Raw genomic sequence first — 13,492 nt, 5'->3', positions numbered from 1 at the left:
CAGAGCCATCAGGTACTTCAGGGCGCAGGTCACGGCACCTCGTTGCTGAACGAACGAATGATTTCCGCCAGACGGTGATCCGCCTGCCACGCGGGTTGGTGCGAGCCCTCCGCGAACGAGGTCGATGACACACGAGCGGTGACGGCATCGGCATCGGCATCGGCAGCGCGCAGGGTACCGGCGGCCTCGTCGGCGCCGCGTTCGTCAGCGCGGATGTTGAAGCCGTGGAGGTCCTTGGGCAGGCCGCCGGCGAAACCAAAGCGAGCCGCGTGCTTCGGCGTCCGATGCAGAATTCTTGGCCAAGATGTCGGCGACCTCGGCGTTGGCACGCTACCAACGCAACGTGACGAGGGCCACTCTGTATTACTCGCTGGTTCAGCCGAGCACCCTTCGGATCGTGTGTCAAAGTGCGCAAGAGCTGCTCTATCTGACACATGGTGCAGGGGACCGATCTTGTGGCTTCATGGATTAGCGGGGGCACGTTAGTGAGCCAGGACAACCCGAAAGCCGGAATGTACCTGCGGCAACTCGGTATTAGGAATTTCCGGTCGTGCTATGACATCGAGGTCGACTTCCAACCCGGCATCACGTTGCTCGTGGGTGAGAACAACTCCGGTAAGTCCAACGTCATCGAAGCGCTCCGGTTAGCCACTACACCGCTGAACCGACGGGCCACGCGCTGGTTCGATGAGGTCGACCTGTCCCACGGCCGCGAAGGCCAGGAGGCTCAGTTCCGCGCGACGTACGACGGCCTGTCGGCGGCTCAGCGTGCTCACTACATCACCGCGCTCGACATGGATTCGAACCAGGCCGCGTACACGACGACGTACAAGCGGGACGAGGTCCGGCAACAGATGCGTCCGACTGTGACTGCTGGTCCGGTGGACGGGCCAGACGCCGAGCCCGATAAGCGCGACCAGATTGCGCACGTCTACCTGGCGCCGCTTAGAGACGCGCAGCGCGAGCTGGACTCTTCGGACGGCAACCGGCTCCTACGGATCATCCGCTACCTCACCGAGGAAGACGAGCAGGAAGAGTTCCGAGCACAGGCCAACGACTCGTTCACGGAGCTCAAGAAACATCCCGTCCTGACCGCTACGACCAAGGAGATCCAGGGCCACCTGGGGGAGCTGACCGACTCGGTCCGCGGGCAGACGGTTGAGGTCACCTTCGCCGAGTATGAGCTGCACCGCCTGGCGCGCAGCCTACGGGTAAAGATGGCTGAGGCCGGAATCCCGCCAGCTGACCTCACCGAGTCGGGCCTGGGCTATGCCAACCTGCTGTTCATCGCGACGGTCATCTTGGAACTGCGCAACGCCCAGCATATGGAGCTGACCCTCTTCCTCGTCGAGGAGCCTGAGGCCCACCTTCACCCGCAACTCCAGGCCGTACTGCTGGACTACCTTCAGGAACAGGCCGAGGCTTCCCTCAAGGACGACACCCAAGGTCCGGCTGGCCGCATCCAGGTCATCGCCAGCACCCACTCGCCCAACCTGGCCAGCAGCGTCGGAATCCAGAACGTCGTGGCGCTGCGCACGCGGGTGGACCAGGAAACCGTCCAGGACAAGGAGGGCACGGAGAAGGAGGCCCTGCGCCGAAAGACCCAGGCGCTCCCGCTGGCCAAACTCGCCCTGACCGACAACGAGCGACGGAAAATCAACCAGTACCTCGATGCCACTCGGGCCGGCCTGCTCTTCGCCCGCCGGGTCATCCTCGTCGAAGGCATCGCTGAGGCGGTCTTGCTGCCAGCAATCGCCCGCCACTGCGTCTTCGGCGGCGAGGACCAGGCCAAACAGCGCCGGGACTTCCACGGCGTCACGATCATCAACGTCGGCAGTGTCGACTTCGCCCCCTACATCACGCTTCTGCTATCAGAGGTCGACGGGTGCCGACTGCTGGACAAGCTGACCGTCATCACCGACTGCGACCCGGACATCCCCAAGGAGAAGAAGACCGAGAATCGAGAGTCCGAGGACGGCCAAGGCGGGTCTCAGGAGCCGACGGCCGCCGCCCCAACTGTGAATGAGCCTGAAGCGGACACTGAAGCTGGCGAGGACGAGGCGGAAGACGACGATGACGACACCACGGTGAACAACCGTAAGGACCGGCTGACTGCCCACGCTGAGTCAATCGGGGCCGCCGAGCACCTCCTCGTCGCTGAAGCCCCTCACACGCTTGAGGCCGATCTCCTCGGTCCGGAGGCCAATGAGCCGCTACTCAGGGCAGCCTTCCTAAAGCAGAAACCCAAGTCCAAGAAGAAGTGGCAGGAGATCCTCGATAACGATCGGGGCGGGCCGTGGGGCTTCTACCTCAAGCTCCGCAAGCACAAGAAGTTCATCGGCAAGGGCGAGTTCGCGCACGACGTGGCCCTGGCAATTGCCAACGAGGGGATCTTCGAGGCCCCTCAGTACCTGGACGACGCTATCCGGGGCGTCCTTGCGGACGTGTCAGGTGAGGCACGTTGAACGAGGTAAAGCTTACCGAGGACCAGCAGGCGCTCGTCCACGCCGAAGACAGCCTATTCACAGCGGCCTGTCCCGGGGCTGGCAAGACCCGTGCCATGGTCGCCCGCTTCCTCAAACGGACCGCCGAGGAACCCCGACGCGGAATCGCCCTGCTCTCCTTCACCAACGCCGCGGTGGACGAGGTCCGACGTCGCTGCGGCAGCCGGGCGGAGGCCTTGCGGGTGCCCAACTTCGTGGGCACGTTTGACACCTTCATCCACCGATTCATCGTCACCCCACTGTACGTGAAGGCCTACAAACGGAAACCGAACTACGTGCAGTCCTGGCATGACGTGGCCAGTAGCAGCTTTCGCCTGCGGGACATGGGACGGACGAAGAATCTAGAGCTGAAGTGGTTCGACTTTGATCCAGATGGTCGGGCTCACCTGAACTTGAACCGGGTCCCGCAGGACTTCGGGGACGCTGGGGCGCACCGCATGGTGGCGCAGCGCAAGCAGGAAGCGGAAGCCAACGCTTCGCACATCTTTGGCCGGCTCCTCAGAGCCGGAACAATCACCTGTGAGGCGGCCCGCGTTTTGGCCGCTTTCTGGCTCCACAGCGCCGAAGAGCGGGCCTTGCTCGCAGGCCTGCTACCGGCTCGCTTCGCCGAGGTCATCGTGGACGAGGCTCAGGACTGCGGCCGGGAAGAGCTTCAAATCCTGGAGTTTCTCCGTGACTGCGGCGTCCGTGTGGTCATGGTCGGCGACGTCGACCAGTCGATCTACGAATTCCGGAACGTGACGCCGGCTGCCGTCCAGGAGTTCGTTGCCACCTTGCCCGTCAAGCTCAAGCTCGAAGATAACTGGCGCAGCTCTCCGGCCATCGTCGCCTTCAACAGCGGGCTGAGGTCAAGCCAACTCATCGAGACGGCTCGCGGAGAGCACTCCATAGTGCAGACCCCCGTCCACCTGATCGAGTTCTCGGCGTCCGACCAGATCGTGTCAGCAGCGCTGGACGTCGCCGAGCAGTACAAGCTGGTCGCGGATGACCTTGTTGTCCTGTCGCATGCCGAGGCCCACGGGATGAAGGCGGCTGGCGTGGTAAGCCTGGAAGGCGGCGGGAACAACCGGGTGCTGGCTATCGCCAACGCCGGATCCAAACTGCGGTCACGGGAGACCGACCCCAAGACTCGTAAGAAGGTCGTCGACCAGGTCCAGCGGGCCATCCTGGCGGCGCTGACCGTCGGACGGGAGACACAACACCACAGCTTTGCTGCCGTTTGCGAAGAGGTCGGTGTCGATCCTAGGTGGCTGGAGAACTTCGCAGTGCGACTGGCCCTGGGCCTCGACGCTGAAGGAAAGACCCGGGGTGACTTTGCTGCCTCGGTGCGCGACTCCTTGAAGACGGCCGACTGGGGCAACATGTCGGCCCCGGCCTCCAGCGACCTGGGTAACCTGTTCAAAGCACCAGCTGAGGCGGCATGGGCCAGCGTCGCCAGTTTCGGCAACAGCCCCTCGATCCGCTACTCCACGGTCCACGGCGTCAAGGGCATGGAGTTCCCTGGAGTCGTGCTCGTGTTGCCGGACAGGCTGCGGGTGGACCGGATAACCGAGCGGACGGTCCTGGACGACTGGGAAGGCGACCACAACACCGAGGCACGACGTGTTCTCTATGTCGCTGGCTCACGTGCCCAGCAACTCCTTGTGTGCGCAGTTCACCGCAAGCACATTGCCCGAGTTGCCTCGCTGCTCAACGCCAAGGGCGTTCCGTGCATAACGGCTTAAATCAGAAGCTTCTTAACTTGACCTGGAGCGGCCACGGTCCGTGGACATCCTCGCCCGCGTCCAGTCCTGCCGAGCCAAGGACTGCGTCCGCGAGTTTCAAGAAGCCCACGGCCCATGGCGGCGCGAGCCAGCCATCTGCGGCTTCCTCCACCGCACCCGCACCGAACTCGGCATACATCACCGCCTGAAACGAGCGACAGCGAGATCGGCGACATCTCCTCCGAGCAGCTCAGGTTCCTCTCGAATGACGTGGACACGGAGTTCTGTGTCAACAGCAACACCCTTCTCCCGGCTCGTCGACGCCCTCGCCGCAGCTGGACCGAAGGCCCTCACCGCGATCCGCACGGCCCGAGCCGAAGTACGCGCGCGAGTCTGGGAGTTGGCCGGGACGAACAGCCCGGCCGCCGACGGCAGCGTGATCGTGGACATCGACGGCGTGCTCGTCCGCGCACTCCGACAAGCAGGACGCCACCGCGACCTGGAAGAAGACCTTCGGCCATCACCCGCTCGTCGCGTTCGTCGACCACGGCCAGGCCGGGTCCGGAGAGCCGGTGGCTGCCCTGCTGCGGCCCGGCAACGCCGGCTCCAACACCGCCGCCGACCACATCGAAACCGCCCGACTCGCCCTGACCCAACTCCCCAGACACTTGCGGCGGGGCCGCCAGACGCTGATCCGCACCGACTCCGCCGGCGGCACCCACGCCTTCCTCGACTGGCTCTCCAGGCCGGGCCGGTGGCTGTCGTATTCCGTCGGAATGACCATCACAGACGCCATCCACCAAGCCGTGCTGAAGATCCCGAAGAAGGCATGGACGCCGGCCTACGATGCGGGCGGCACGGAACGACCCGGCGCCTGGGTCGCCGAGATCACCGACATGCCCGACCTGAGCACCTGGCCCAAGGGGATGCGGTTGGTCGTCCGCAAGGAACGGCCGCACCCCGGCGCCCCGTTGCGGTTCACCGACCACGACGGGCTGCGGCTGACCTGCTTCGCCACCAATACCAAAGGCGGCCAGCTCGCCAACCTCGAACTGCGTCACCGCAGACGGGCACGCTGCGAGGATCGCATCCGAGGCGCCCGCGACACCGGTCTGCGGAATCTGCCCCTGCACGACACCGCGCAGAACCGGATCTGGCTGGAGATCGTCTCCCTCGCACTCGACCTCCTCGCCTGGATGCCCATGCTCGCCTTGACCGGCGACACTCGCCGCTGGGAACCCAAGAAGCTCCGCCTGCGGCTGTTCTCCGCCGCCGCTCAATTCGTGCACAGCGGACGCCGCCACTGGCTGCGCTTCACGGCCCGATGGCCCTGGACCGACGTCATCACCCACGCGATCGACAGGCTCCACATCCTCCCGAACCCCGGCTGACCATCCCCTTCGACCATCCCGACAACCCCCACCACACCGGCGAAGTGGAACCCGGCGCCCACCCGACGCGACAGCCGGGCCACCGGCCCGCCCGGCATCAGCTCCGGAAAGCAAAAGGGTCCACCGACTCCGTCGGCGGACCCTCAAGAAAGATCGAGGTTAGTGACGGCAAACTGCCGGTAGCCTTACGGCCCTGCCAGGGAGTATGCGTGGGGAGGGTGGCACGGGCATGAGGTCAGGACCGAGTTCGGCCTCCGAGGATGGACGGCGCTTCTTCCGGTTGTTGTCCGACCGGCCGATCGAAAATGACCGTGCGGATCATCTCGGTTATGGCGTAACAGCGGACGCGCTGGCCGACCTCATCGACCACGGTGAGACCGAGACCCCGTTGACAGTTGCTATTACCGGCCCCTGGGGGTCGGGAAAAACATCTCTGGCCCGTCTCGTGGAGCAGCGCCTGACCGTCCTCCATCACGATTGGCCTGAGCCACACCTGATCTGCCGGTTCAACGCGTGGCTGCACGATGACGCACCTAGTCCCGGCGTGGCCCTGGCGTCTGCGGTCACGCGCCTGGTCAACCGGCATCGCCCACTGTGGCGGCGCATGTTTCAGCCGGTGGCGGTCTCGATGGTCTCTCCCCGGCAGCGATGGCGCCAGCAGGTGTGGACCGGCGTCGCGGCGGCAGTTGGCGCCCTCGTTGTGATGCTCTGGACACAGGCCCGGGACGTCGCCGACGTCGTGGCCGGTGGCAAGGGCGCGCTGAAGGACTTGGGAGAGATTACGCGGCCTGGTTTCGTGGTGACCACGGCGATAGTGGCGGTGCTGTTCTGGATAGTAGCCAGCAAACTGTTCATAGCGACAACCGCAGTCTCCAGGTTCTTGAGCAGTCCTCAGGAGGAGGCATCCAAGGGATCCATGGAGGCCGTCCACAGCGAACTTGGCAGGCTGGTGGCCCAGGCACTCGGCGGTCGGCGACGGCTCATCATCGTCGTTGACGATCTGGACCGATGTAGTGGCGAACGAGCCCTGGAAATCTGCCAAGTTGCGGCCAAGCTACTGAGCCACCCCCAGGTGGTGACCGTCTTGATCGGCGAGCTCGATGCGCTCGGGTCCGCGGCCGCCGCCCAATTCGTCCCCGAGACCGAGCCAGCGGACACACCGCAGGATCTGCAGCAGGGCCGCGAGTACCTCCGAAAGCTGATCCAGGTCAGCCTGGACCTCCCGGCTCTGGACGCACCAGAGATCCAGGCAATGGTCCGCGCAGGCAATCCTTCCAGGATCACCCCCGCTCCACTCTTGGCGCACCGGGCACGCAACTGGATACGTCGACTGCCTGCTTGCCTGAAGCAGGCACTGGATGATGTGGACCGTGAACGATTCAAGCGGGCGGCACTGGTGGCCCCACTCGTCGGCGTGGCTGTGTTGTTCCTGCTCCCCATCACTTCCGCCGTCGTCACGCAACCGGACCAGCCCCACTCCACAACAACACCCGGGAGACATGATGCGCCTCCGGGGCCTCCAGGACCTGCAGCGTTCTGGGGCCGGTCGCAATCCTCCGCAACTCCGTCAGACCCAGCCGTGCGGACAGAGCGCCGGGTAACAGCAGTTACCCTCCAAGTCGCCACCTCGTCAACCACCGGCGAGGACATCACTGGTGACGACTTCTCCTCTGAACTCAAGGGATTCGTCGCGTCGATCGGCGCCTTGCTTATCGGCCTCATTGGGGTGAGGTTCCTCTTCGGCGAACAAAAGAGTCTCGCAGGATTCCTCGGATTCATGATGCTTGCCGGCGCCGTCTACTTCTTCATCATGTACGGGCAAGAGATCCTCGGCTGGCTCGGCGGCATGATTAAGGCATGGCTCAACCCGAACGACACAGACGGCCGCCCACTGGACGTAGAGTTTTTCCGTGTAATCGACTTCCTGTGGGCGGCTATGGGTTCGTTCCTCACTTTGGCCGCGGGCGTCCGAGTCAGTCCGGGTTACGGCGCCCGGCGCCGGGGCGTAGACCTCGATGAGGCAATCCGCCAAACCGCACTGCCCGGAACGCCACTCGACGAAGTAGCTGCCCAGGTACACAGTCGTGTTCCCACCCAGCTATCGCTGGAAGAGATGAAAACACGGGTCAGAACCTACCTACTTCAACACCCTATGATGGAGCGCGCCAGCCAAGCACTCCTTCCACTGCTGCCAAACAATCCCCGGGCAGCGAAGCGCACTATGACCCAGCTCCGGATTGCTGTGCCCATCGCCTTCGCGCGAGGGGTACTCGATGAGGACTCACCTATCACTCCCGCACATATGGCCAAATGGGTCGCGTTCACCGAGCGGTGGCCGCTCGCCGCCGAATCGCTGCGCCGCGCACCCGAACAGCTCGAACAATGGGAATGCTCCGAGCTTGCCTTCATCACCGACCTGCGAGACAGGATAGCTCCCGGTCAGTCGGCAACAGAGCTGCATGAATTCTTGCACGCAAGCCCACCCCTGGCTCCATTTCTATGGCAGCTCCAGCATCTCAACCGTGAAATTAGCACAACGCCAACGGGTACCCACACATAAAAAGCTATTCTCTGCAACACTTAAAGGCTGTCTCAGCGCGGCAAGTTTCGCAAGCTTCTTGGAGCAGGTCAGGGTGGCCGCCAGGCCGAGGAAGGCGAGGAAGTGCGAGCTCTTTCGTTAGCCTCGAAGTTTCGTGACGGTCCGCCGACGGAGTCGGTGGACCGTTTTCGTGCCGTGGGCTGAGGGTGGGCAGGCCGAGGGCCCGAGTGTCGTCTCGGGGTGGCGCCGGGTCCACTGCTCCGGTGTTGGGCTGTTGTCGTAGGGGTGGGAAGGTTGCTGGTCAGCCGGGTTTCGGCAGGAGTGCGAGCCGGTCGAGTGCGGTGGTGATGTGGCGGGTCCAGGGCCAGTGCCGGGCCAGGCGGAGGATCCGTCGGCGGCCGGTGGTGACGAGCTGTCCGGCCGCGGTGAACAGCCGGAGCCGCAGGCGGCGGGGTTCCCAGAGCCGGGCCTTGCCGGTCAGCGCGAGCATGGGCATCCAGGCCAGCAGGTCGAGTGCGAGCTGCACGATCTCCAGCCAGATCCGGTTCTGGGCGGTGCGGTGCAGGGGCAGGTTGCGCAGGCCGGTGGCCCGGGCGGCGCGGATGCGGTCCTCGGCGCGGGCCCGCAGTCGGTGGCGGAGCTCGAGTTCGGCGATCGGCCGGTTGACGGTGTTGGTGGCGAAACAGGTCAGCCGCATGCCGTCCGTGTCCGTGAGCCGCAACTGGGCTCCGGGGTGCGGCCGTTCCTTGCGGACGATCAGCCGCATGCCCTTGGGCCAGCCGTCCAGGACATCGCCGGTGAGCTCGGCGACCCAGGCGCCGTCCCGGACCTCGCCGTCCGCCTCGACGGCCGGCGTCCAAGCCGAGGCCGAGGCCGGAATCTGCAGCACGCGGCTGTGGATCGCGTCAGTGATCCCCATGCCGACCGAGTAGGACAGCCACCGCCCTGGCTGGGCGAGCCAGGCGACGAAGTCGTGGGTGCCGCCCGCGGAGTCGGTACGGAGCAGGGTCCGGCGCCCGCGCCGGTACTTCTTCGGCAGCTGGACCAGCGCCAGTTGGGCGGCGGTGATGTGGTCGGCGGCCGTGTTGGATCCCGCGTTCCCCGGCCTGAGCAGGGCGGCTACGGGTTCCCCAGTGCCGCCCGGGCCATGGTCGACGAAGCCCATCAGCGGGTGATGGCCGTAGGTCCGCTTCCAGGTGGGTGCGGCGTCCTCCTTGTCGGAGTGCGCGATCACCAGTACCCCGTCGAGGTCGACGGTCACCTGCCCGCCCGCATTAGGCTCCTGCCGGTCGGCCAACCGCCAGACACGCTCGCGGACCTCAGCCCGCGCGGCACGGATCGCCCGCAGGGCTTTCTCCCCGGAGGCGGCGAGGGTGTCGATGAGGCGGGAGACCGTCGGGTCGGAGGCCACCGGCCCGAACACGGCCGGCTCGGCCCGCAGCGTGCCGACGTCCGCGAGGCAGTCCCCGCCCAACGCGACCGCCAGGGCCACGTCCAGCAGGATCTTGCCCGGATCGTGCACTTGCCCGGGCCTTCCGCCACGGCGTCAGTGCCGCGGATATCGCGGTGTCCAGGCCCGCCTTGCGGACGGTCTCGACCAGCAGTACGCCCCCGGCCTGCGAGACCACCGTCCGGCCACCGCCCTCGATGCGGACACACGGGTAGGACCCGAGACGCTTCTTCACCTGGAGAGTGCTTCTTTTCTTGCGGCGACATGGACCCTAGACAAGTCCCATCGTTGCAGGTCAGGAGCACTCTCCGCTTATTTGATCAAGACTCGGACAGCCCACCTCGTGAAAGCGCGAGGTTAGCGTGGCCTGCATGACTCTTGTGACGGCAACTCACTCGACCCGCCGCTGCTGGCTGATCCGCAGCTACGACCATGACCTGAGCGAGAGCCTGGTGCCCTACTGGTTGAAGGGCGGATTCTGTTCCGTGTCATGGAGTGAGGTCCCCGAGGTGCCTACCGATACCTCACGGACGGAGGCACGGGAGATCGTCACCGCGGCGATGCCCGGGAGGGCAAAGGAACGCATTGATCATGTAGCCGGTGCCCTCTATCGGTTCGTCTCCGTCATGGATATCGGGGATGTAGTGGTCACTGCGAAGCGAGGGCAGCCCGTACATGTCGGTATCGTGCAGGGCCCGCACTACTACGACGCCGATGGCGAGAAGCGTCTTGCCCGGCGTCACAACGTCAGCTGGCTCACCGCGACCGCGCCCCTACAGCTCGGCTCTTTGCCCGAGGTCGTGCGCGAGAGGCTGATGGCCGGCCAGGCGACGCTGACCAAGTTGGACAACGAAGCGGCGAAGTACTTCGGCGCATTCAGCGCGCGGGATGGCGGCTCATCGTGGTCCCCAACAAGCGACCCGACGGCCCTCCCGGCCGCCGACCCTGCGTCCCGCTATGCCCGACTGTGCAGCGAACTCGCGGAGACCAAACACGACACATACGGGATGCGGAGGGCTCTTACAGTCACCACTCCGGTCCGCCGTGCCAAGGCGCGGGACGCAGTGCTGACGCGCTGTGACGGCGCCTGCGAGAACCCCGAGTGCGAGGGCGCTCCAAGCGACGTGAAGGACTCTGGGCGGCCAATCCTGGAGGTTGACCACATCCACGACATTGCCAAGGGCGGCGAGGACACCCCCGAGCAGATGATCGCTCTGTGTCCGAACTGCCATGCGGTGAAGACGTACGGGACGACACGGGAAAGGCTGCGTGACCGGCTCCTCGGTGTAGCGCAGGCAGCCCATGCGGACTGGCTGAGCCGAATCCCCGGCGGCGGCGAGCGCTGACCGGGCATGTGCGTCTCCCTGGACCTTTAGCCGTGGAACACCGGATCTGATCCGAGGGATACAACGGCCCCAGAGCTGAGCGGTTCAGCGTCCTGAGCTCGTTCTTTAACCTCCGGCTGCCCCGTGACGACGCAGGTTCTCCAGTTCAGCCCTGGTGCGAGGTGTCGTTGGTGCTCGGCGCATGATGACCGTCATGGAGAGCGTGGTCGACAAGATCAAGGTCGGGTTCCGGTTCCTCCCTCGCGAGGGGTGGTTGCCGCAGGACACCGAGGGTCTGTGGGCGACGAAGCTGAGCGACGACACAGCCCGTGTCGAGAATGCCCCATTCCTTCAAGACGGGGTGGCCGAAAGCGACGTGGTGAAGTACCAGACCGACTCCGACGGGCTCCACTGGGCTGTCGGACAGGTCAGCTCCTCCGGTAACTGCACGATCCGTGTTGTGCCCATACCCACTGGTCCCCTGGGCGACAACCCACAGGCGGTCCATCAGCGCCTTTCGCCGTTCGGGCTTGGAGGCGAGGTCTTCAGTGAAAGCTTTCCCATGGTCGCTTTCACCGTGCCAGCAGGCTCGGACTTCGCTGGCATCAAGGCTCTCTTGGCACGGGGGCAGACGGAGGAGTGGTGGCACTACGAGGTCGGGTGCGGCACCGGCGAATGGTGGAGCGCCTGATTTCTGCGGGAGCCCGCCGTCCCTGCGCTTCGAGCCTTGCCTCCCAGACGATCAGTGACGACTCATCACCCCAACCGAAACGGCGAGGCTAGGCGTCCTGATAGCGGCGTACGAAAACGAGATGGGCTGGTGCTTCCGGCGCCCCCGCAAGGGGAAGCAGGTGACCCACTTCGGCGAGATCGCGAGCGACGAGGGCTAATCCCTCTGTACGCCAGCCGGGAGTGCGTCCACGAGCTGCTGGCCATGCACGACCACCAAATGGAGTGGATCGACACCCGACTCCGAATCGTCCAACTTCCCAGAGCCCCTCGCGGAGCCGAGGCCACCTGATCCAGGAGGCTCGCCCGCCCGTGAGGTAGAGAAGCCCCAACCGATTCAGATCGGTTGGGGGCTCTACGCACTGCCGGATACGTATCTACGCTTTTGGGATGGATCATTGAGAGTGAAAACAGCCAAAGACTGTCCCGATTCGTTTGTCGGGGGCCCGACCTCCTCGTCGTCCGGCCCCACGGGTACGTACCGCACGGCGTACCCGTGGCGCAGTGCCACCTGGTCCGCCCAGGCGCGGAACTCCGCGCGGGTCCACTCGAAACGGTGGTCCCGGTGGCGTACGTGTCCGGCGGGCAGCGTCTCCCAGCGGACGTTGTACTCGACGTTCGGCGTCGTCACGACGACGGTCGCCGGACGGGCGGTACCGAACACCGCGTACTCCAGTGCGGGCAGCCTCGGCAGGTCCAGGTGCTCGATCACCTCGCTGAGTACGGCGGCGTCGTGGCCCTTGAGACGCTTGTCCGTGTACGTGAGCGAACTCTGCATCAGCGTGACGCGCTCGGCCTGCCGCTCGCTCATCCGCTCCAGCTTGAGGCGGCGGGCGGCGACGGTGAGCGCGCGTACGGACACGTCGACACCCACCACCCTGGTGAAGCGCACGTCCTTCAACAGGGCCTGTACGAGCTGGCCCTGGCCGCATCCGAGGTCGAGCACGCTGGCCGCACCCGCGTCACGCAGGGCGGCCAGGATCGCGTCGCGGCGCTGCTCGGCGAGCGAGACGGTCTTCTCCGGCGTCTCGGCTGCCCCGGCTGCCGCTGCCTGGACGTCGTCGGCCTCGGGCGCCGGGTCCTCGACCGCGTTGTCGATCGCCTCGACGTCGATGTCGTCGGCCTCGGCGAGCCGGACCAGTTCGAGCCGGTCCGTGGCCTCCCTGGTCAGGCCCCAACGGCGGGACAGATAGCGGCTGGTGATGAGTTGGCGCTCCGGGTGGTCGGCCAGCCAGCCCTCGCCGGCCCGCAGCAGTTTCTCCACCTCGTCGGGCGCGACCCAGTAGTGCTTGGCGTCGTCGAGGACCGGCAGGAGCACGTACAACTGCCGCAGTGCGTCGGCGAGTCGCAGCTCCCCCTCCAGTACGAGCTGTACGTAGCGCGACTCGCCCCACGCGGGGAACGCCTCGTCCAGCGCCACCGGCCGCACGTCCACAGCCGTCCAGCCCAGCGGCCCGAAGAGGCTGCCGACCAGCTCGGCACCACCGCGCGCAGGCAGGGCGGGCACCTCGATCCGCAGCGGCAGCGGCTCGGCCGCGCGCTCGGGCAGGGCCTTGCACACCCCGCGCAGCGCGCTCTTGAAGACGGTGCTCAGGGCGACGGCGAGCAGCGAGGACGCCGCGTACGGACGGTCGTTGACGTACTGCGCGAGCGCGGCGTCGGGCGCACCGCCACGCCCCTTGCCCTTCCCGCGCCGCACGAGGGCCACCGGGTCGACCTCCAGCAGCAGGGCCGCCGTGCAGCGCTCGACGGACGCCTCGGGGTAGAGGACGTGCGCGGTGCCGTGGGAGGTGGGAAACGTCTGCGCTTTGTCGGGATGCTTGTGCAACAGAAACCCGAGGTCGGTCGCGG

General features: G+C 65.8%; 7 protein-coding genes and 2 pseudogenes. 6 read left to right on the top strand and 3 right to left on the bottom strand.

Translation table 11 applies throughout. The annotated features are described in order from the left end of the window. Positions 1-29 precede the first annotated feature (29 nt). Complete coding sequence (locus GXP76_RS28410; RefSeq protein WP_242574475.1) at positions 30-329, bottom strand: hypothetical protein; 300 nt, start codon at positions 327-329, stop codon at positions 30-32. Positions 330-485: 156 nt separating this feature from the next. Between GXP76_RS28410 and GXP76_RS28405 the strand changes: the two genes are divergently transcribed. The 4 genes and pseudogenes from GXP76_RS28405 (at position 486) to GXP76_RS28390 (ending at position 8,158) form a co-directional block, all read left to right on the top strand. After that, positions 486-2,465 (top strand): ATP-dependent endonuclease, encoded by a 1,980-nt coding sequence (locus GXP76_RS28405; RefSeq protein WP_242574474.1) that lies wholly within the window; start codon positions 486-488, stop codon positions 2,463-2,465. After that, on the top strand, positions 2,462-4,228 hold the full coding sequence (locus tag GXP76_RS28400; protein ID WP_242574473.1) for a UvrD-helicase domain-containing protein: 1,767 nt from the start codon (positions 2,462-2,464) through the stop codon (positions 4,226-4,228). Before GXP76_RS28405 ends, GXP76_RS28400 begins: the two co-directional genes overlap by 4 nt. Positions 4,229-4,511: 283 nt before the next feature. Continuing rightward, positions 4,512-5,598 (top strand): annotated as a pseudogene (locus GXP76_RS28395) (IS1380 family transposase); the annotation flags it as partial. A gap of 229 nt (positions 5,599-5,827) precedes the next feature. Next, positions 5,828-8,158 (top strand): P-loop NTPase fold protein, encoded by a 2,331-nt coding sequence (locus tag GXP76_RS28390; protein ID WP_242574472.1) that lies wholly within the window; start codon positions 5,828-5,830, stop codon positions 8,156-8,158. Positions 8,159-8,438: 280 nt separating this feature from the next. Here the strand turns inward: GXP76_RS28390 and GXP76_RS28385 are convergent. Next, positions 8,439-9,822: pseudogene (locus GXP76_RS28385) on the bottom strand (IS1380 family transposase). Positions 9,823-9,958: 136 nt separating this feature from the next. Here GXP76_RS28385 and GXP76_RS28380 point away from each other — a divergent pair. Both GXP76_RS28380 and GXP76_RS28375 read left to right on the top strand, forming a co-directional pair. Beyond that, on the top strand, positions 9,959-10,933 hold the full coding sequence (locus GXP76_RS28380; protein ID WP_242574471.1) for an HNH endonuclease: 975 nt from the start codon (positions 9,959-9,961) through the stop codon (positions 10,931-10,933). Between the two features lie 193 nt (positions 10,934-11,126). After that, entirely contained in the window at positions 11,127-11,603 is a 477-nt protein-coding gene (locus tag GXP76_RS28375; protein ID WP_242574470.1) for a DUF4265 domain-containing protein, read from the top strand. Between the two features lie 393 nt (positions 11,604-11,996). Here the strand turns inward: GXP76_RS28375 and GXP76_RS28370 are convergent. Beyond that, positions 11,997-13,492, bottom strand: a 1,496-nt coding sequence (locus tag GXP76_RS28370) for a 3' terminal RNA ribose 2'-O-methyltransferase Hen1 (RefSeq protein WP_242574469.1), incomplete at its 5' end; no start/stop codon positions are given.

The organism is Streptomyces sp. NP-1717 (assembly GCF_022695985.1).
Classification (GTDB): Bacteria; Actinomycetota; Actinomycetes; order Streptomycetales; family Streptomycetaceae; genus Streptomyces.
The sequence above is the reverse complement of the archived record's forward strand: the minus strand, read 5'-3'. Positions and strand labels throughout refer to the sequence as shown.

Coding starts and splice junctions, on each gene's coding strand:
- GXP76_RS28390 (WP_242574472.1), top strand. CDS start 5,828: ATGAGGTCAGGACCGAGTTCGGCCTCCGAGGATGGACGGCGCTTCTTC.
- GXP76_RS28380 (WP_242574471.1), top strand. CDS start 9,959: ATGACTCTTGTGACGGCAACTCACTCGACCCGCCGCTGCTGGCTGATC.
- GXP76_RS28375 (WP_242574470.1), top strand. CDS start 11,127: ATGGAGAGCGTGGTCGACAAGATCAAGGTCGGGTTCCGGTTCCTCCCT.